The organism is Antarcticimicrobium luteum, from assembly GCF_004358185.1.
GTDB lineage: Bacteria > Pseudomonadota > Alphaproteobacteria > Rhodobacterales > Rhodobacteraceae > Antarcticimicrobium > Antarcticimicrobium luteum.
On record NZ_SMUV01000052.1, the window covers coordinates 45,473 to 65,176 of the forward strand.

Consider the following 19,704-nt stretch of genomic DNA (forward strand, 5'->3'; position numbering starts at 1 on the left):
GACAGAGCATGACCAAGCGCGCCCTTATCACCGGGATCACCGGTCAGGACGGATCCTATCTGGCCGAATTTCTGCTGGAGAAGGGCTATGAAGTGCATGGCATCAAGCGCCGCGCCTCGCTGTTCAACACCCAGCGGATCGACCATATCTTTCAGGATCCGCATGAAAGTCACGCCCGGCTCAGGCTGCATTACGGCGATCTGACCGACAGCTCGAACCTGACCCGCATCCTTTCGGAGGTGCGCCCGGACGAGGTCTACAACCTCGGCGCGCAGAGCCATGTGGCGGTCAGTTTCGAGGCCCCCGAATATACCGCCGACGTGGATGCCATGGGCGCGCTGCGGCTGCTGGAGGCGATCCGCTTTCTCGGGCTGGAGAAGACCACGCGGTTCTATCAGGCCTCGACCTCGGAACTCTACGGGAAGGTGGCAGAGACGCCGCAGACCGAAACCACCCCCTTCCACCCGCGCTCGCCTTACGCGGTGGCCAAGATGTATGCCTACTGGATCACGGTGAACTACCGCGAGGCCTATGGCATCTATGCCTGCAACGGCATCCTGTTCAACCACGAGAGCCCGCGCCGCGGCGAGACCTTCGTCACCCGCAAGATCACCCGGGGGCTCGCCAATATCGCCCAGGGCCTCGATTCCTGTCTCTACATGGGCAATATCGACGCGCTGCGCGACTGGGGCCATGCCAAGGATTACGTGCGCATGCAGTGGATGATGCTGCAGCAGGAGGCGCCCGATGATTTCGTCATCGCCACCGGCAAGCAGTATTCGGTGCGCCAGTTCATCCAGTGGAGCGCCGGGGAACTGGGGATCGCGCTGCGCTTCGAGGGCGACGGCGTCGACGAGATCGCCGTGGTCGAGGCGGTCAGCGGCGACAAGGCGCCGGCGCTCAGGCCCGGCGACGTGGTGCTGCGCATCGACCCGCGGTATTTCCGCCCCGCCGAGGTGGAGACGCTGCTGGGCGATCCGTCGAAAGCCAGGGCAAAGCTGGGCTGGGAGCCGGAGATCACCGCGCAGGCGATGTGCGCCGAGATGGTGGCCGCGGATCTCGAGGCGGCGCGGCGCGCCCGCATCCTGGCCGATCACGGCTACAGCGCCCCGATGTCGCGGGAGGACTGAGGCGATGGGGGCGAGGGGCCGCCTGCTGCTGACCGGCGGGACCGGCATGGTGGGGCGCAACATCCTGGCGCATCCGGCGGCGCGGGACTGGACCGTCCTGGCGCCGGGCAGCGCCGAGCTGGACCTGACCGATGCCGGCGCGGTGACGGATTTTTTCGACCGGCACCGCCCCGACATGGTGATCCATGCCGCCGGCCGGGTCGGCGGCATCCAGGCCAACATGGCGCATCCGGTCGCCTTTCTCGACCAGAACATGACCATGGGGCGCAATGTGGTGATGGCGGCGCATCGGGCCGGCGTCCGGCGCCTGCTGAATCTGGCCTCGACCTGCATGTATCCGCGCGCCGCGCCCAACCCGCTGAGCGAGGAGATGATCCTGACCGGAGAGCTGGAGCCGACCAACGAAGGCTATGCGCTGGCCAAGATCATGACCATGCGGCTGTGCGACTATATCCGCCGCGAGGATGCGCAGGCGCAGTACAAGACGCTGATCCCCTGCAACCTCTACGGGCTCTATGACACGTTCGATCCCGGCCGCTCGCATCTGGTGCCCGCCATCATCCACAAGGTGCATGAGGCAAAGACCCGGGGCCTCGGGTCCGTCGAGATCTGGGGCGACGGCACCGCCCGGCGCGAATTCATGTTCGCCGGCGATCTGGCCGATGCGATCTGGAAGGCGGCCGCCGGGATCGAGGCCCTGCCCGGGGCGATGAACATCGGGCTGGGGCACGATCATGCGATCAACGACTATTACGCCGCCGTGGCCGGGGTGATCGGCTGGGCCGGCATCTTCACCCACGATCTTTCCAGGCCGGTGGGGATGAAACGGAAACTCTGCGCGACCACCCGTCAGACCGCCTGGGGCTGGACGGCGCCGACCACGCTGCGGGACGGCCTCGCGCAGACCTACCGCCATTACCTGGAGCATTACGCCGCATGAGTGTTCTCTATCCGCTTGCCACCTCGTCCTGGGATCAGGAGGAATATGACGCGCTGCAGCGCGTGATCGCCTCGGACATGTATTCCATGGGCCCCGAGGTCGCCGCCTTCGAGGCGGAGTTTGCCGCCCATTTCGGCTCGAACCACGCGGTCATGGTCAATTCCGGCTCCTCCGCCAACCTGCTGATGATCGCGGCGCTGTTCTTCACCGGGAACGAAACGCTGAAACTGCGGCGCGGCGACGAGATCATCGTGCCGGCGGTGAGCTGGTCGACCACCTACTTCCCGCTCTGCCAATACGGGCTGAAGGTGAAATTCGTCGATATCGACCTGGCGACGCTGAACTACGATCTCGACGCGCTGGCGGCGGCGGTCAGCGACCGGACCCGTGCCATCATGGTGGTCAACCTGCTGGGCAACCCCAACGACTTCGACCGGATCGCGGCGATCACCCAGGGCCGCGACATCGTGGTGGTCGAGGACAATTGCGAAAGCATGGGCGCCACCTTCAACGGCGGGCAGGCCGGCACCTTCGGGGTGATGGGCAGCTATTCGGCCTTCTTCTCGCATCACATCTCGACGATGGAAGGCGGTATCGTGGCGGTGGACGACGAGGAGCTCTATCATGTGATGCTGAGCCTGCGCGCCCATGGCTGGACCCGCAATCTGCCCAAGTTCAACCATGTGACCGGCGAGAAGAGCGACGATCCCTTCGAGGAGAGCTTCCGCTTCGTGCTGCCGGGCTACAACCTGCGGCCGCTGGAGATGTCCGGCGCGCTGGGGCGGGCGCAGCTGAAGAAGCTGCCCGGGCTGATCGCCGGGCGCCGCGCCAACGGCGCGCTGCTGCAGGCGCAGCTGGGCAACCATCCCAGGTTCATGATCCAGAAGGAGATCGGCCAGAGCTCGTGGTTCGGCTTCAGCCTGGTGCTGCGCCCGGGGCTGGACCTGGACCGGCGCGAGGTGGTGCGCGAGCTGAACGCGGCCGGCTTCGAATGCCGCCCGATCGTGGCCGGCAATTTCGCCAAGAACGAGGTCCTGAAATATTTCGACTATGAAATCCACGGGCCGCTGAAGAACGCCGACTATATCGACGCCAACGGGCTTTTCGTGGGCAACCATCATTATCCGATTCCCGAGGCGATCGAGGCGCTGAGCCGGATCTGAGATCGCCCGGACATCACCCGCGCCGCGGCCGGGACATGATTTGGAAAAGGTATGCTTTGAAATGACAGATTCTGTTTCGCCGATGATCACCCCCATCCTTCTGTGCGGCGGCTCCGGCACCCGGCTCTGGCCGCTGTCGCGCAAGAGCTATCCGAAACAATTCGTGCCGCTGGTCGGGGACAGGACGCTGTTCCAGGCCTCGGCGGCGCGGCTCTCGGGGGAGGGGTTCGCGCCGCCCGTGGTGCTGACCAATTCCGATTTCCGCTTCATCGTGACCGAGCAGCTGGCCGGGGCGGGCATCGATCCCGGCGCGGTGCTGATCGAGCCGCAGGGGCGCAATACGGCGCCGGCGGTGCTGGCCGCCGCGCTCTGGCTGGAAAAGAGCGATCCCGAGGGGCTGATGCTGGTGGCGCCCTCGGATCACGTGGTGCCCGACGCGCCCGCCTTCCGCGCCGCGGTGGCGGCCGGGGTGCCCGCCGCCCGTGCCGGCCAGCTGGTGACCTTCGGCATCAAGCCGACGCATGCGGAAACCGGATATGGCTATCTTGAGCTTTCCGAGGATCCCGGCGATTTCGCCGCCCGGCCGCTGGCGCTGAAACGGTTTGTCGAGAAACCCGATGCCGCCCGCGCCGAGGACATGGTGCAGGCCGGCAGCTACCTGTGGAACGCCGGCATCTTCCTGTTCGCGGTCAAGACCATTCTCGCCGCGTTCCGCGCCCATGCGCCGGAGCTGATCGCCCCGGTGCAGGCGGCGCTGGAGCGGGGGCGGCCCGACCTGGGCTTCTTCCGGCTCGACCCGGAGGCCTGGGCGGGGGCCGGCGACATCTCGATCGACTACGCGGTGATGGAGCGGGCGGCGAACCTCTCGGTGGTGCCCTTCGCGGCCGGCTGGTCCGACCTCGGCGGCTGGGACGCGGTCTGGCGCGAGACCGGGCCGGACGCCGCCGGCGTCGTCACCACCGGGGCGGCCACCGCGATCGACTGCGAGAACACGCTGCTGCGCTCGGAGGATGCCAGCCTCGAGGTGGTGGGGATCGGGCTGAAGAACATCATCGCGGTGGCGATGCCCGACGCGGTGCTGGTGGCCGACGTCTCCCGCGCCCAGGACGTGAAACAGGCGGTCGCCGCGCTGAAGGCGAAACAGGCCAAGCAGGCCGAGTCCTTTCCCAAGGATCACCGCCCCTGGGGCTGGTTCGAGACCCTGGTGCTGGGGGACCGCTTCCAGGTGAAGCGGATCCACGTGCACCCCGGCGCGGCGTTGTCGCTGCAGAGCCACCACCACCGGTCCGAGCACTGGATCGTGGTCGAGGGCACCGCCAGGGTGACGGTGGACGATGAGGTTAAACTGATCAGCGAGAACCAATCGGTCTATATCCCGCTCGGCGCGGTGCACCGGATGGAGAACCCGGGCAAGGTGCCGATGGTGCTGATCGAGGTGCAGACCGGAACCTACCTCGGCGAGGACGACATCATCCGCTATGAGGATGTCTACGCCCGGGGGTGAGCACCTGCCGGCGCGAGGAAAGAGCTGCGCTTGGCGGTCCAACTGGCAATGCCTGCGCCACAAGGTGCTGGAACGCATCTACATCGGCCGCCGCTTCCGCAACGATACCGAACGGTCGGAAAAGCTGTTCGAGATGTACACCAAGATGACGACGAAGGTGGCAGCGTGAGCGAAATTGACAGTAAGCGATGGGGTGGACGCCCCCCGGCGGCATCGAATGTGCCAAGGTGGGTCTGCGATGAACCACAAAGGAGGACGGTCACATCATCAGAGCCTCTTCAATCCTCTACAGGCCGTAATCGCGACCGGCATCGTCGCGGTCGCGCCCCCGCTCCTCGGCGCGCTCGAAAGCCTCGATCCGGGTCCGGTAGGTGGCGGCGGGTTCGCTGTCGCGGCCGGCAATGTCATCACCGGCATCCACTGCGGCGATGGCCTTCAACTCTGAGAACACGGCTTGTCGCAGACCGGGGTCTTCGATGCGGTCCATAAGCGGATCGATCCGGCCAGCGGCCAGCTGATCCATATCCCCGTCGCGCAGGTCTTGCCGCACTTCGGAGATCAGCTTGTCCAGCGTCGCGATGTCGGCAAGGCGGCTGCCTTGCCCCGCGTCGAGAATGTCCTGACGCGCCAGATCCGCCAAAAGATCACGATCCATGCGCAGCCCCGCAAAAACATCACGCGCGCGCGCCTGCAGATCGCGCTCCATGCCAAGCCAGTCCGCGCGCTCCTGGGCGTCCACTGGACGTGACGCTTCGAGTTGCGCCTCGCTGCGATGGGGTGCGATGAAACGGGCAGCAACTTCTTCGATGCTGCTTCCCGCCTCCTCAAGCCTTGCCTCCATCGGCGCCAAAGCCCGCGACAATTCCGCTCGGAAACTACCCAGTGCAGCACCGGCCTCAGCCGAGAGCGGATTGCCCTCCTCTCCTGCCCGTGCCGCCAGGCCCACGATCCCCTGCACACTGTAGGGATCGCGCTCCGGCGACACCGGTGAATAATAATCCGCAAGAAAGTCGCGGCCCAGAAGCGTGCCCATTTCGCGGGCCTGCCCGGCAAAGAGCCGTTCCAGTTCTACCTTCTCGGCACCGGGCGCCATGTCCTGAATGGCGCTCCAGGCGGTGTCGGCCTCAGCCTGCAATGTCTCGCGGGCGGCGATCAGACGACCGATCACATCCGCTCCGGCCACGGGGATATCAGCCCCTTCGGCAAACCCTTCTTTCACCGGCAGTCCTTTCATCAAGTTGTTGGCGGCATGCTGTGCTCCCTCCGCGATGCGTCCGAGCCATGCATTCGGAGAGACGTCGGCCCCCACGCTCATCCCGGCAAGCTGTGCCAGCTGCCGATACCCCTCGGCATACCCACGCATCTCGGCCTCTCGCAGAGCGCGGCTTGCAGGATCCAGCGGCGCCACCACAGGCTCCCGCTCCTCCTTGCGGGCCGCCTGCAAATCGGTGTCCCGTGGCGCGTTTTCCATGATGCCGCGCGACAGGCGGGAAGAGGCGTTCAGCACCAGCCCGTGCTCACCCGCGATCTGCGCATGCAACTCGCGCATCATGTCATAGCTGATCTCGGAATGACGGCTAATCGAGAGGAACTTGCCATCCTCCATTCCCACCTTGTCGACAAGAACATGGGCATGCACGTGGTCGGTGTTGCAGTGAAGGGCTGCCACATACCGATATCGATCCCGGTAATCCCCGCCAAAGACCTCCTGCGCCCACTCGCGCGAGATAGCTTCCGCCAACTCCGCCTCGGTTCCCTTGGGAAAGGACAGGATGATGTGATCGGTGTGACCCCGTTTAGGGGCACCGCACCAGGATGCGCTCCAATCGGCAATGACACTTTCCATGCCACGCTCGCCAAAGACACGGTCGATGCCGATCTGGTTCGACCAGGCTGCGACCCGCGCCTCGTCGCGCAGGATATACTTCATCTGTCGGCGTAACTCTTTGGGCGAATGACACCCGCCAGCGCCAACCCGCTTCACCACGCTTTGCGGCACCCGCAGCGCGTTCCAGGCTATCACCGTAACGGCCCCGCCAGAGGAACCACGCCGACGGCCCGACGATACGCGCGCTTCTCCTGCCATGGCAGCAGACCGCCGCCCCACATGAGGCAATATCTCGCCCAATACCACCTGCTGGAGGGTGCGTGTTTCAGCCATCGTACTGACCCTCCCCGACGTCCCGAAGATCGGACACCCGGACAAAGGCCCCGCGCAATGAGGCCGCACGCAAGGCCTGCACCGCCCGGGCCACCTCTTCGGCCCGATCCGCAAGCCGACCGACCAGTGCCGCGTCGCGCGTGTTCCACCGCAACTTACCCGCATGGGCAAGCTTCAGCATCTGCACAAGGTTGCGCGCCAGGGCATTGAGCTGACTGGTTGACGTCTTGAGCGCTACAACCTCGTCCCGGCGAAACGCGACAATGCCGGATGACAGACGGATCATGTGCCGGAGCAGACCCGACGTGGTCATGCCCGTCTCGGCCACCAGCGCCTCGAATGCTTCGGCCTCACGGGCGGACACCCGAACCTGCAGCACGCGGCCCTTTGTTGTGCGATCCGTCACCACACCGCGCGCCCGCACCCGGGCGACAGTGGGCCTGGAGCAGCCCACACACACGGCGATCTCGGCATCGCCAAGCCCTTGAGCGGCAAGCCGGCGAACCTCTTGTCGGGCTGTGGTGGAGAGGCGTTTGGACATAGGCGGCAAGATTTATCTTTAGATAGTTTTTGTAAACACGAAAACTCTAATGAGTCGCCGCACAAGTTTTGTCATACACAATACCGTTCCTGTCAACGTCCCTACGGTCCGTTGTCGCACCTTCGGTGATCAGCACGCAGGGCCTTGGCCATACGTGCTGCAAACCCCGCGCGACAACGAACAGACCGGAGGGACACCGCTTCCCCGCGCCGCGATCCGGGACCCTGTCCCGGATCCTGAACAGGCGCGGGAATCACGTCGGCGCAGCCGACACAACATCGTTTCATTGGCGTTGAATGCTGCGAGGGGATTATCCCGGGAAGAGGGGAAGACCTTGTGGGGTTGGAACGCCTGCGCGGCACCATGCGTCATCCGTTGGTGCCGACGCGAATGGTCGAGGATCATTCGCCAAACGCCATAAGGCCCGTGCGACCCAACACCCTGAAGGTTTAGGGCATCACTGGATGCATTGGCGCAACCGCGCGATGGCGCAAGCCATGCATGCCGCAACGCCTCTTTGCATGCATGCTCGATTGACCGAACGCGTACGCGGATGATTGCAGCAATAGTGCATCGGCTCAACAGCGGTCCGTCTTTCTGACCCAAGGGTTGAACACCTGTATCGCACAAGGTCTGGACGCCATCCCGAGGCGGCGACCTGCTGATCGGCGGCAGGGGCCGTGACCGCTTCGTTTTTGGCGAGGATCACGGCGACGACTATATCGCCGATTTCAACCCGGGCCAGGATCAGATCCGGTTCAGGATTTCGGGGCTCAGTTTCGACGATCTGGAGATCCGCGCGGTGGACGACGGGACCGAGATCGACACCGGCGCCGGCACAATTCTGCTGGACGGGATCGACGCCGACGATCTCGACCCCGCGCATTTCCTGTTCTCGTAAGGGGACGGCCCCCTTATTTTGCATAACATGGATTATGCAGCACCGCCTGAGAGGCGCCGCCGCACCGCGCCCCTCAGGCAGCGCTGCGGACGCTCTGCACGATGCGGTCGAGCACCTTGTCGAGCAGAACCATATCCTCGGCCTCGCCCATCACCCGGATCACCGGTTCGGTGCCGGATTTGCGGATCAGCAGCCGGCCGCCCGCGCCCAGGGCCTTTTCGCCCGCGGCGATCGCCGCCTGCACCGCTTCGCTCTCCAGCGGCGCGCTCTGCGGGGCAAAGCGGATATTGACCAGCTTCTGCGGCACCGGCTCGAAGACACGGGCCAGTTCGCTCGCGGTCTTGCCGGTCTCGACCATCGCGGCAAGGAACTGCAGCCCGCCGATCAGCCCGTCGCCGGTGGTGGCGTAATCGCTCAGCACCAGATGGCCCGACTGCTCGCCGCCCAGGTTGAAATCGCCCGCGCGCATGCGCTCGACCACATAGCGGTCGCCGACGCCGGTGCGCTCCAGCCCGATGCCGCGCGCCTCCAGGAATCGCTCCAGCCCCAGGTTGGACATCACCGTCGCCACCAGCGCGCCGCCGCGCAAACGCCCCGCCTCGGCCCAGCGGGAGGCGATCAGCGCCATGATCTGGTCGCCGTCGGCCACCTTGCCGGTCTCGTCCAGCACGATCACCCGGTCGGCATCCCCATCCAGGCAGATGCCGACATCGGCGCGGGTCTCGCGCACCCGCCGGGCCGCCGCCTCCGGGTGGGTCGAGCCGCAGTCGGCATTGATGTTGAACCCGTCGGGCTCCACCCCCATCGGGATCACCTCGGCGCCCAGTTCCCACAGCACGGCGGGCGCGGTGCGATAGGCCGCGCCATTGGCGCAATCGACCACGATGCGCAGCCCGTCGAGCCGCTGGCCGGCCGGAAAGGTCGTCTTGGCATATTCGATATAGCGCCCGCGCGCGTCGTCGAACCGCTTGGCCCGCCCGATCGAATCGGGCCGCGCTGGGGCGACGCCGGCGTTGAACAGGCGGGTGATCTCGGCTTCGGCGGCATCCGACAGCTTGAACCCGTCGGGGCCGAAGAACTTGATCCCGTTGTCATGGGCCGGGTTGTGGCTGGCCGAGATCATCACCCCCACATCGGCGCGCAGCGAATGGGTCAGATAGCCCACCGCCGGGGTCGGCACCGGCCCCAGAAGAAAGACGTTCATCCCCGTCGAGGTGAAGCCCGCGGTCAGCGCGGTTTCCAGCATGTAGCCCGACAGCCGCGTGTCCTTGCCGATCACCACCCGGTGTTCCTGCTTGTCGGTGCGGAAATAGCGCCCCGCCGCCGCCGCCAGCCGCAGCGCCGCATCCGCGGTCATCGGCCAGGTATTTGCCTGCCCGCGCACCCCGTCGGTGCCGAAAAGTCGCTCTGCCATATGTTCCTTGCCTTTCGCCGGTCCGGCCCGCGGCCACTGTCTCCGGCGCCTCCGGTCTATACGTCTTGGACCCGGACGCCAAGTTGCAGAACATGCGGCCCCCAAAAGGAACGGGCGGGAGGCTGTGGCCCCCCGCCCGTGTCAGGCATTGCGCGTTCAGGCCGCGCCTCAGACGAAGAGGTCGCCGTCCGAGAAGCTCAGGCTCTCGATGTTGAACAGCGTGTCGACATCGCCGTTGGCCAGATCGGTGACGATCCAGGAGCCGCCGCCGTTGTTGACCACGTCGAAATCGGCCTGGGCGCCGCCGAATTCGGCCACGTCGTTGCCGCCGCTGCCGTCCATCGTGTCGCTGCCGGCCCCGAAGAGGAAGGTATCCCCGCCCAGACCGCCGAACAGCGTGTCGTCGCCGAAGCCGCCGTCGAGCGTGTCGTTGCCCTTGTTGCCGATCAGCGTGTCGTCGCCGAAGCCGCCGAGCAGCGTATCGCCACCCTGCTGGCCGGTCAGCGTGTCGCTGCCGGCGCGGCCGGCCAGGACGTTGTCGCCGTCATCGCCAATCAGGATGTCGTCCTCGCCCGTACCGATCAGGTTCTCGATCCCGGTCAGGGTATCGCCATTCGCGCGGCCGCCGCTGCCGGTGCCGTCCTCCAGGCTCACGGTGACGCCCTTGGGCGAGTCGGAGTAATCGGCGGTGTCGATCCCGTCGCCCCCGATCAGCGTGTCGGCGCCGATATTGCCGGACAGCCGGTCGTTGCCGGCGCCGCCGTTCAGCGTGTCCTTGCCGCGGTTGCCATAGAGCGTGTCGTCGCCGTCCAGCCCGAGGATGGCATCGGCGATGGCAAACCCGCTGATGGTGTTGGCGCCGGCGTCGCCGACGAGATAATCGGCACCGGCGGTGCCGGTGATCCCGGGCGTCGAGAAGCGGTTGATCAGCAGGAAGTCCTCCAGCCCCAGCGTCTCGGTCACACCGGAGAGCAGCGCCACCTCATAACCGCCCAGGCTGACATGCAGCCCGTCCGCCCCGACACTCTGCGAGACCAGCTCATAGAAGTTGGTGTCGGTCACGCCCAGGTCGATCAGGCCAAGCTCGTCCTCGCCGGCCTGGAAATCGGTGACCGTGCTGCTGGCGATCCCGGTGTAGTTGTTGGTCACGCCATAGGACAGAACGAAGAGGTCATTGCCGGCGCCGCCGGTCATGGTGTTGTCGCCCTGACCCACGAGGTAATCGTCACCGGCCGCGCCGGTGAGGGTCTCGCCCGCGCCGCTGATCGCGATTTCCTCATAGCTCATGACCAGCTCGGTGTTGTAGAGCGTGGCCGGCTTGATGTCGCCCTTCACGTAGAAGGCCACATCGAAGTTTTCCGTCATGTTCAGCCCGTTGACCGAAACCGTGTCGGACGCGTTCTGCCAGCCGGCGCTGATCGACAGCGGCGAGACCGCGGTGCCCCAGTCGAGCAGGTTGATGACGGTCTCGGTGTCCTCGCCGACCTCGTATTTCACCTGGTCCTTGGTCGGGTTCGCGGTGACGCGCGGATCGATCGGCATCACCACGCCGGGCAGGTCCTGGCCGTATTTGTCGGTCTGCAGGCGCCAGCGCGGCCCGGTGACATATTCACCGTCCCCGTCCAGTTCGGCGGTGAAGGGCTCCCGGTCCATGGTGGTGTACCAGGCGTTGGTAAGACCGGTGTCCAGATCGGCCGAGGTCGCGCCGATCTGGGCCAGCAGCGAGTCCTCCACCAGCCCCGGCAGCGAGGCGTCCTTCAGCACGGTGCCGGCCGGGTAGAAGGTGCCGTCGCCGGCATAGAAGCCTTCGGTCGAGAGCCAGTTGCCGTCCGCGTCCACCTCATAGGAGGGAAGCTGGCCGATCGCCGCCTCGTTCTCGAAATCCTCGGGGCGGATCTGGTCGTTGGGGTTGTTGGTGATGGTGTGGCGGGTGACCAGCTCGGCCGCGGTGATGCGATAGAGCGGGATCAGACCGTCCGACCCGTCCGGCGCCGACCATTCATCGGGCAGCGGCATCTCCACTTCCATGCGGACATCGTTGGGCCGCTTGACCATGTTGCCCCAGCGATAGAGCAGCTTGCCGTCGTCCTTCAGCGTCACCGAATAATCGTCGCCATAGGCGATGTTGTTCTGGATGGTGCTTTCGTTCGGCGTGAGGATGTCGCGGATGCCCGCATCGGCGCCATAGCCGTTGAGGCCGCCGTCGATCAGGTCCCATTCGCCGTCGCCGTCCAGGTCGACCGCGCCAACCTCGATCGCGGTGCCGGGGGCGGTCACCGTGAGCGTGTCGAAGCTGTCCGCCACGCCGTCGCGGTTGAAGTCGATATCGTCATGGGCCACGGTGCCGCTGCCGACGGTGTCGATCGCGCGCTGCAGCGCCTCGGAGAGCTCCTTCACGTAGTAATCATGCATGAGGCCGGGATTGCCCGCCTCGTCCAGATCGATCATGCGCAGATCGTCGTCCAGAGTATAGACCGCATCCGGATCGTCGGGATAGTACTGGTCCGACAGCACCTGCTGCATGACCGAGTAGTGCTCGGTCGAGGCCTTGACCGAATTGCCGCCCAGACCGGCCAGCCAGGTGCCCAGCAATGCCGGCGTCTGGAAGGTGTCGGTAGGCGCGTCGGAGATGACCAGGCCCAGATGCTCGCCGCCCTCGCCGCTCAGGTTGCCGACCCAGCCCTCGGTATAGAGGCCATCGCGCACCTTTTCCTCGGCGCCGCTGAAATCGGTCACGTAAAAGCCGAATTCGGTGTCGATCGGGTTCAGCGTCACCCCTTCCTTGGTGACCTGCGAGGTGCTGTAATCAATGATCGACGGGGTGTCCGCGATGGTGGTGCCATCGAACCCGCCGGAAATGTCATCAATGCTGAAAACGTGGGTTACTGAGTAATCAGGCGACGTATTGAGAACTTCATCAGCCATAAAAACTTTCCTCCTCTGGCGCGCACCGCGGCCTGAAACCCGGGCGTCGGCCTATGTTGCGGCAATCCTGCATCCTTTGCCCCCTCCCCCCACGCACGGGGTCTCATCGCCAATTCGGCCGGGGGTAGAAACATCTACACAATTGCATATGAATACCATCGAAGGTTGAGGTAAAATGATTCAAATCAAAAAACCTTCCTTCGGCGGAAGTTTGCTCAACGCCGCGGGAATACGTCCCGCCGGACGCCGAATTCCAGACCCCGGAATGCCGGGATTTCTGTCCGGATGAGGGGCCTCGGGCGGCCCCCGGGGCGCAGCGCCCGGCGGGGCGGCAACACCGCGACACCGCAAAAGGCAGGCCGGATGCGGCCTGCCTTCATGTCTTTCACATCGACCCCCGGAGGGGCCGCACCGGATCAGTTGCCGGTGGTCGTGGTGGTGGTGGTGGTGCCGCTCTCGTCGTTGTTCGAGAGGATCAGGCCCAGACCCAGAACGCCAAGACCGATCCCGGCCAGCGTGGTGGTGGTCAGGGTGGTGCCGTTGACAACAACGGTCTGCTGAGCAGGCGGCGTGGTTGCCGGCGGCGTGGTCTGAGCAACGGCGGCGGTCGACAGGCCAAAAGTGGCGGCGACCAGGACGGCAATCATCTTCTTCATAATTCAAAACCCCTTTGGCTGATTTAAACCGAGTTGTAGCGCAGTTCCGGGATCGGATCAACGCGCGGCATCGTCCCCGGCCCTCCGCAGGCACGATTTTCTTTCAACGGTAACAACCCTGTGCCTATTTTACCAGCCGGCGCAGGCTCAGGTATCCCAGATGCGGCCCCGCCCATTGCCGCGACTGCCAGACGAGGCCGGCGCGCGGATCGGTCCAGTAATCGTTCACCACCCGGCCGCCGCCGCCCGTGCAGCGCTGCTGCAGGTGGCGGGTGGCGTGGCGGCGTTCGACGATCTCGATGGTCTCGGGGCCCAGATCGACCAGATCGCAGCTCAGCGCCAGGGCGGTCTCGCGGTAGTCGAGGTTGCGAATCATCTGCCGGTGCGCGCCGCCGCCGTCCGGGCCGGGGCGGGCATCGGAGACCCGCACCGCGCTGGACAGAAGATCGCCGCCCAGCCCCCGCGTGGCGATCAGCACGCCGCCGCGCAGGCTGATGGTGACGTTGCTGTCCTCGGTGCTCCACTGTTCGATCCGGCCGGGGCTGCTGTCGGTCCGCTCCAGCGTGCGGAACAGAAAGGCCCAGTCGCCGCGCCGCTCCACCGTCACCTCCAGCACCGGCACCTGAACCTGCTCCAGCGCCGCGCGGGTGAGCGGCGGGCGCGCCGGGGCCTCGGTGCGGCGCACCTTGCCGGCGATCGCCCCGGCCGAGGTGCGCGCCGCGTTGAGCAGCTGCAGCTGCGTCGGCGGCGCGTCGGTGCCGCGGCTACAGCCCGAAACCGCCAGCAGCGCCGCCGCGGCCAGCGCCGCGGACCGCAGCGAAAGACCTCTCAGGTTCATTCCCAGACCCTCGCCCATCCTGCCTCCAGCCCGGCGCGATGCGCCGTGCGCACCTGATCGTACAGCCGGCCCGGCACATAGACCCGCTGGGCACCGTCGCGCTGCACCGGCCGGATCGTCAGCCCCAGCCCGGCGCGGCTGGGCTTGCCCAGCAGCGAGCTCAGCGGGATGCGGAACCGGATGCCCTTGTCAAAGGAGCCTTCGCCGAACCGTGCCGCCGAGACATTGGTCTGGCTGAAGAAACCGCCCAGGCTCCAACCGTTGGGAAAGGTGCGGTCGACCGAGAAGGTGGCGCCGATATCCCCGGCCAGGTAGCGCCCGACATCGACCTGCGCCTCATAGCCGCCGCCCAGGTTCAGATAGGCCGAGGCATGACCGGTGAGCACGTCGTAATTCTGAAAGCCGAAACGCTGGTCGTAATCGCGCTGGACCACGTAGTTGCCCTCCAGCCCCAGCCCCAGCCGGCTGCCCACCGGTTTCCACAGGATCTCGCCCGACAGCCCGCCGAACATCGACTCGAAATAGCCCGCGGTGAGCCGCGCATAGAGGTTGCGGCCCGGCCGCCATTGCCGCGCCACATAGAGGTTTTCCAGCGTGGTGGCCTCCTGCGCGTAGATCGTGGTGTCGGTGCGCACATGCGGCAGCACCGAGTTCGACAGCCGCCCGTCCTTGATGTTGCCCCAGACCCGCTGGCGCAGCTTGCCCGAGATCCGCCAGCCCGGCGCCGGGCGCCAGGTGGCGCGCAGGTCCACCCCGACGTCCAGCCGGAACGGCAGCGAGGGGTCGAAATAGGAGGGCGAGGTGTAATGCGACAGCGACCAGTTGAAATCGGGATACAGCCCGGCCCCCGGCAGCGCCTCCGGCCCCGGCCTGCCCGCCGCATCGGCAAAGCCGGTCACCGTCAGCAGGGCGGCGCTGCTGCGGGGATCGAATTCCAGCGCCTCAAGGTCCGAGCGCCGCAGGATCACCGCCGAGAGCGCCATGCCGTCGGCCACCGGCACCAGCCGGAAGGTCTCGACCGAGGCCGGCATGGTCGCCGCCAGCGCGCGGGCAGCGCGGCCCAGGGCGGCGGCATGGGCGGTATAGCGCGGGTTGCGATAGCGCAGCTCGGCCGTCTCGGCGCCGACCTCCAGCGATTCGAGCACCAGCCCGTCCCGCTTGAGCAGCTCGGTCAGCCGGTCGCGCAGGCCCGGCACCGTCCCGCGGCTCTCCGCCCAGGTGGTGTCCCAGCTTTCCGGCGGTCCGGCCCATTGCGCGCGCGGCTGCACCGGATAGGGCGCGGGCACCACCAGCCGGCGGGTCGGGTAGCGCGGGTTGAGCTGGATCTGCGCCGCCACCCCGATCTCGGAGCCGTAAAGGTAATAGGCGCCCAGCCGGGTGTGCCGCTTCCACTGGTATTCGACCCCAAAACTGAACGGCGAGCGCCGGTTGAACAGCGAGGCGGTCTGCGTCTCGGTGACGTAATCGTCCGAGGAATATTCCAGCTTCAGCCCCAGCTTGTCGTTGGGGCGCCACTCGATCCCGCCGAACAGCGCGTAGGGTCCGCGGAACCACTGGTCATAGGCCGGCTCGCCGCCGCGGCTGGTGGCACCGGAAAAGCGCGGGCGCGTGCCCAGCGCCCCGATGCTGTTGTAAGAGCCCAGCCGCCCCCAGCCGATGCCCCCCGTCACCATCAGCCGGCCGCCGTCGCGCGCCGGCCCGCCCCAGGACGGGGTGCGAAAGCGCTTGCTGGCGACGATGTATTCCGCGCCGAACAGGCCGGTGCCGCTGAAATCCTGCAGCCCCAGGGCCACCTGCGGCAGATAGCGCCGCTCGCGCCAGAGCCGGAACCGGACGTCGAAGTTGCGGTCGTAATAGGTCTTGAAGCCGAACAGGTTCAGATCCCGCATGCCGTGATAGCGAAAACTCGCCGACATCCAGGGCGTGACCTGGGCGGTCAGGGTCATCCGGGTCTGGCCGGCGAAACTCGAGACGGTGGTGGCGAACTGCCCGTCCGGCATCATCTCGGCCGAGGGCATGTCGATGCCGCCGGGCGAGCCGTAGAAGTTCAGGCTGGCCGCCGGCAGCGGGGTGAAGCTGGGCTCGGCCGATCCGGCCTCGGGCGGCAGCGCGCCGTCCTGGACCGGGCTCTGGTCCTCCACCGGGTCCGCAACCTGAGCGGTGGCGGCGCCGGCCAGCAGAACGGCCAGCAGCACGGGCGCCGCCGCCGCCCGCATCAGGGCGGCCCCGTATCGGCGAAAAGGGCGAATCGGCAGGGGCATGGTGTCGGCCTGTTGCAGCGGTCCCGACGGGTTAGACCACAAAGCCGCGAAGCGGATCAACGCCAACCGTCCGCAGCCGGCCCCGGTTGCCCCCGGGCGCGGCTTTGGGGTGACATCTGCGCCCGGACTCACAGCCGCCGGCGCCCGGCCTCGCTGTCGGCATAGCCCTCGACCCAGCGGGCGATCACCGCCCGCGCCGCCGCCTCGTCGCCGGCGGCCAGCGCCTGGCGCAGCCCGCGCAGCACCCCCGCCACCTCGATCTCCGAGAGGTGGTCCTCGCGGGCGCAGAAGATCTTCGGATAGCGGGTGCCGATCAGATCGCCGTTCAGCGTCAGCTCCTCCTCCAGCTTCTCGCCGGGGCGCAGCCCGATGATCTCGATCTCAATATCGCCGTCGGCATTGGCCTCGTCGCGCACGCTGTAGCCGGCGCTCTCGATCACCTGGCGCGCCAGCTGCAGAATCGGCACCGGCTTGCCCATGTCGAGCACGAAGACCTCGCCGCCCTGCGCCCCGGCGCCGGCCTTGAGCACCAGCTGCACCGCCTCGCGGATGGTCATGAAAAAGCGTTTGACGGCCGGATCGGTCACCGTCACCGGGCCGCCGCGGCTGACCTGTTCCTGAAACAGCGGCACCACAGAACCGCTTGATCCCAGCACATTGCCAAAGCGCACCATGGCGAAAACGGTCCGGTCATAGCGGGAGGCCAGATCCTGCACCACCAGCTCGGCCAGCCGCTTGGAGGCGCCCATCACATTGGCCGGCCGCACCGCCTTGTCCGAGGAGATCAGGATGAACCGCTCCACCCCCGCCCCCGCCGCCGCGCGGGCGAGCGTCCTTGTGCCGAAGACATTGTTGGCCAGGCCCGGCAGCGGGTTGGCCTCGACCAGCGGCACATGCTTGTAGGCGGCCGCATGCAGCACCACCTGCACGCCGTGATCGCCCAGCACCTTGCGCACCTGGCGCGGATCGGTGACCGAGCCCAGCACCGGCACGATCTCGATGCCCATCCCCTCGGTGAGCTGGGTCAGCTCCTGATGCACGGTATAAAGCGCCAGCTCCGACAGCTCGTAGAGCACCAGCCGCGACGGGTGGCAGCCCAGCAGCTGCCGGCACAGCTCCGAGCCGATCGAACCGCCGGCGCCGGACACCAGCACGCTGCGCCCCTCATAGCTCTGACAGGCCTCCTGCAGCCCGGTATCGGTGGATTTGCGCCCGAGGAAGTTCTGCGGCGCCACCGGGGTCAGCTTGTCGATCAGCGCCTCCTCGCCGATCAGCTGGGCAAACGAGGGCAGCACCTGCACCTCCAGCCCCATCTTCTGCAGCCGCCGGGCGATCTGCGCCTGCTTCGGCTGGCTCAGCGAGGGCATCGCCAGCACCACCCGGTTGATCCGGCGCGCGCGCACCAGTTCGGCGATGCGCGCCGGCGGATGCACCGGCAGACCGGCCAGCAGCATGCCCTGCAGCGAGGTGTTGTCGTCGACGAAGGCGACCGGATCGATGCTGTCATGGGCGCTCAGCGCCTGGGCCAGCTGGGTGCCGGTGGTCCCCGCCCCGTAGATCAGCACCCGGCGGCGCGGCTCGGCCCGGCGATAGATCGCGGTCACCACCTGCAGCAGCACCATCCGGATCGCCACCGCGAAGATGAAATAGCACAGCCCGAAGATCACATGGGTGCCGGCCGGCAGCCCCAGCCCGGCGATCCAGGACAGCCCCGCCAGCGCCCCGGCGATCCCCGCCGCATAAAGCGCGGTCAGGCCGATGGCAAAGCGCTCATAGGCTTTCAGCTGGATATTGGGCAGGCCCAGCCATTTCGATAGCGCCGCCGCGATCAGCAGCAGATAGGGCAGCACCGGCAGGCTCGCCCGCAGCGTCTCCAGCGCCGAGGCGGGCAGCACCTGCACCGCATAGGTCAGCAAAAGCGCGACCGGAATCAACGCAAGGTCGATGCCCAGGAACACATAAGCCCGCTGACTGCGCGACAAGGCGCTGAGCAGTTTCAGCATGTATCGCCACTCCCCGGACACCGCATCCTCATGATCGAAATCTGCTTACGTTCCAAATGTGCGGTGCCGCCCGAATCAAAGGGCCGCCCCGGTGGGCGCACCCTTCGCGCGGTTGATAATCATGATGATTATCAACCCTTTTATCCGAATGTCAAAACCAGGCTGGCGGAACCCCGCCGGGCTATTTCTCGTAGTGGCCGTTCTGGTGCCATGCCCAGGCGTCGGCGATCATCCGGTCCAGCGTGGAGCGCCGCGGCGTCCAGCCCAGCTCCTCCTCGGCGCGGACCGAACCGGAGACCAGCTTGGTGGCGTCGCCGGCCCGGCGCGGACCGGTCTCGAAGGGCACCGCGCGGTTGGTCACGCTGCGCGACTGCTCGATCACCTGCATCACCGAAAACCCGCTGCCGGTGCCGAGGTTGAACACCCGGCTGCCCTTGCCCGCCTGCAGCCATTTCAATCCCAGCACATGGGCATCGACCAGGTCGCAGACATGCACGTAATCGCGGATGCAGGTGCCGTCCGGCGTGTCGTAGTCGGTGCCATGCACGGTCAGCGCCGGCCGGGTGCCGTCGATCGCCTCCAGCATCACCGGGATCAGATGGGTCTCGGGGCGGTGGTGTTCGCCCACCTCGGTCTCCGGATCGGCGCCGGCGACATTGAAATAGCGGAAGATCACCGCGTTCAGCCCATGGGCGGCGCCGAAGTCCCGCAGGATGTCCTCGACCGCGCGCTTGGAGGCGCCATAGGCGTTCAGCGGCTCCTGCGGGGTGTTTTCGTCCAGCACCACATTGTCATGCTCGCCATAGGTGGCGCAGGTCGAGGAGAACACGAAATCCAGACAGCCGGCCGCCGTGGCCGCCTCGATCAGGGTGAGCGAGCCGGCCACGTTGTTGCGCCAGTAGCGGCCCGGTTCGCTCATCGCCTCGCCGACCTGGCTGAGGGCGGCGAAATGCATCACCGCCGCCGGCCGGTATTCGGCGAACACCGCGTCCAGCCGGGCGCGGTCGGACAGATCGCCGCGCTCGAACGGGCCGAACTTCACCGCGTCCTGCCAGCCGGTCACCAGATTGTCGTAGGTCACCGGCGTGTAGCCGGCCTGTTTCAATGCCTTGCAGGCGTGCGAGCCGATATAGCCCGCGCCGCCGGTCACCAGAATATTGGTCACGTCTTGTCCCGTCTTGCTTGTCTACTGTGCGGCCTTGTCGATCTGGACGACCTCGGCGAGATAGCGGGAGAGCTCCTCGCGCAGGTCGTCGCGGGCCAGCGC

General features: G+C 66.6%; 13 protein-coding genes. 4 read left to right on the forward strand and 9 right to left on the reverse strand.

Going from position 1 to position 19,704, the window contains the following annotated elements:
• The first annotated feature begins 8 nt into the window (after nt 1-8).
• The 4 genes from gmd (at nt 9) to E1832_RS05060 (ending at nt 4,737) form a co-directional block, all read left to right on the forward strand.
• Nucleotides 9-1,130, forward strand: a complete 1,122-nt coding sequence (gene gmd, locus E1832_RS05045) for a GDP-mannose 4,6-dehydratase (RefSeq protein WP_133358644.1) — start codon at nt 9-11, stop codon at nt 1,128-1,130.
• A gap of 4 nt (nt 1,131-1,134) precedes the next feature.
• On the forward strand, nt 1,135-2,070 hold the full coding sequence (locus E1832_RS05050; RefSeq protein WP_133358645.1) for a GDP-L-fucose synthase family protein: 936 nt from the start codon (nt 1,135-1,137) through the stop codon (nt 2,068-2,070).
• A complete protein-coding gene (locus E1832_RS05055) occupies nt 2,067-3,233 on the forward strand; it encodes a DegT/DnrJ/EryC1/StrS family aminotransferase (RefSeq protein WP_133358646.1) in 1,167 nt (388 codons plus the stop codon). Before E1832_RS05050 ends, E1832_RS05055 begins: the two co-directional genes overlap by 4 nt.
• An 82-nt stretch (nt 3,234-3,315) precedes the next feature.
• Entirely contained in the window at nt 3,316-4,737 is a 1,422-nt protein-coding gene (locus E1832_RS05060; RefSeq protein WP_133358655.1) for a mannose-1-phosphate guanylyltransferase/mannose-6-phosphate isomerase, read from the forward strand.
• Nucleotides 4,738-5,023: 286 nt separating this feature from the next.
• On the opposite strand, the gene E1832_RS05065 is transcribed toward E1832_RS05060, so the two are convergent.
• The 9 genes from E1832_RS05065 to galE all read right to left on the reverse strand — a co-directional run bounded on the left by E1832_RS05065 (nt 5,024) and on the right by galE (nt 19,602).
• Nucleotides 5,024-6,898: a relaxase/mobilization nuclease domain-containing protein gene (locus E1832_RS05065; RefSeq protein WP_165978799.1), complete on the reverse strand. Its 1,875-nt coding sequence runs from the start codon at nt 6,896-6,898 to the stop codon at nt 5,024-5,026.
• Complete coding sequence (locus E1832_RS22425) at nt 6,891-7,439, reverse strand: plasmid mobilization protein (RefSeq protein ID WP_165978800.1); 549 nt, start codon at nt 7,437-7,439, stop codon at nt 6,891-6,893. Before E1832_RS22425 ends, E1832_RS05065 begins: the two co-directional genes overlap by 8 nt.
• Nucleotides 7,440-8,413: 974 nt before the next feature.
• Entirely contained in the window at nt 8,414-9,754 is a 1,341-nt protein-coding gene (gene glmM, locus E1832_RS05070; RefSeq protein ID WP_133358648.1) for a phosphoglucosamine mutase, read from the reverse strand.
• A gap of 168 nt (nt 9,755-9,922) precedes the next feature.
• Nucleotides 9,923-12,679 (reverse strand): calcium-binding protein, encoded by a 2,757-nt coding sequence (locus tag E1832_RS05075; protein ID WP_133358649.1) that lies wholly within the window; start codon nt 12,677-12,679, stop codon nt 9,923-9,925.
• A gap of 416 nt (nt 12,680-13,095) precedes the next feature.
• Complete coding sequence (locus E1832_RS05080) at nt 13,096-13,335, reverse strand: hypothetical protein (protein ID WP_133358650.1); 240 nt, start codon at nt 13,333-13,335, stop codon at nt 13,096-13,098.
• Nucleotides 13,336-13,459: 124 nt separating this feature from the next.
• Entirely contained in the window at nt 13,460-14,173 is a 714-nt protein-coding gene (locus tag E1832_RS05085; RefSeq protein ID WP_165978801.1) for a YjbF family lipoprotein, read from the reverse strand.
• Nucleotides 14,170-16,434: a YjbH domain-containing protein gene (locus tag E1832_RS05090; protein WP_245513836.1), complete on the reverse strand. Its 2,265-nt coding sequence runs from the start codon at nt 16,432-16,434 to the stop codon at nt 14,170-14,172. Before E1832_RS05090 ends, E1832_RS05085 begins: the two co-directional genes overlap by 4 nt.
• A gap of 128 nt (nt 16,435-16,562) precedes the next feature.
• Nucleotides 16,563-18,437, reverse strand: coding sequence for a polysaccharide biosynthesis protein (locus E1832_RS05095; protein WP_133358652.1), 1,875 nt, complete (start codon nt 18,435-18,437; stop codon nt 16,563-16,565).
• Between the two features lie 181 nt (nt 18,438-18,618).
• On the reverse strand, nt 18,619-19,602 hold the full coding sequence (gene galE, locus E1832_RS05100) for a UDP-glucose 4-epimerase GalE (RefSeq protein ID WP_133358653.1): 984 nt from the start codon (nt 19,600-19,602) through the stop codon (nt 18,619-18,621).
• Nucleotides 19,603-19,704: the final 102 nt, after the last annotated feature.

Bases quoted from the DNA above. Each gene is read 5' to 3' on its own strand.
- gmd (WP_133358644.1), top strand. From the start codon at position 9: ATGACCAAGCGCGCCCTTATCACCGGGATCACCGGTCAGGACGGATCC.
- E1832_RS05050 (WP_133358645.1), top strand. From the start codon at position 1,135: ATGGGGGCGAGGGGCCGCCTGCTGCTGACCGGCGGGACCGGCATGGTG.
- E1832_RS05055 (WP_133358646.1), top strand. From the start codon at position 2,067: ATGAGTGTTCTCTATCCGCTTGCCACCTCGTCCTGGGATCAGGAGGAA.
- E1832_RS05060 (WP_133358655.1), top strand. From the start codon at position 3,316: ATGATCACCCCCATCCTTCTGTGCGGCGGCTCCGGCACCCGGCTCTGG.
- E1832_RS05065 (WP_165978799.1), bottom strand. From the start codon at position 6,898: ATGGCTGAAACACGCACCCTCCAGCAGGTGGTATTGGGCGAGATATTG.
- E1832_RS22425 (WP_165978800.1), bottom strand. From the start codon at position 7,439: ATGTCCAAACGCCTCTCCACCACAGCCCGACAAGAGGTTCGCCGGCTT.
- glmM (WP_133358648.1), bottom strand. From the start codon at position 9,754: ATGGCAGAGCGACTTTTCGGCACCGACGGGGTGCGCGGGCAGGCAAAT.
- E1832_RS05075 (WP_133358649.1), bottom strand. From the start codon at position 12,679: ATGGCTGATGAAGTTCTCAATACGTCGCCTGATTACTCAGTAACCCAC.
- E1832_RS05080 (WP_133358650.1), bottom strand. From the start codon at position 13,335: ATGAAGAAGATGATTGCCGTCCTGGTCGCCGCCACTTTTGGCCTGTCG.
- E1832_RS05085 (WP_165978801.1), bottom strand. From the start codon at position 14,173: ATGAACCTGAGAGGTCTTTCGCTGCGGTCCGCGGCGCTGGCCGCGGCG.
- E1832_RS05090 (WP_245513836.1), bottom strand. From the start codon at position 16,434: ATGCCCCTGCCGATTCGCCCTTTTCGCCGATACGGGGCCGCCCTGATG.
- E1832_RS05095 (WP_133358652.1), bottom strand. From the start codon at position 18,437: ATGCTGAAACTGCTCAGCGCCTTGTCGCGCAGTCAGCGGGCTTATGTG.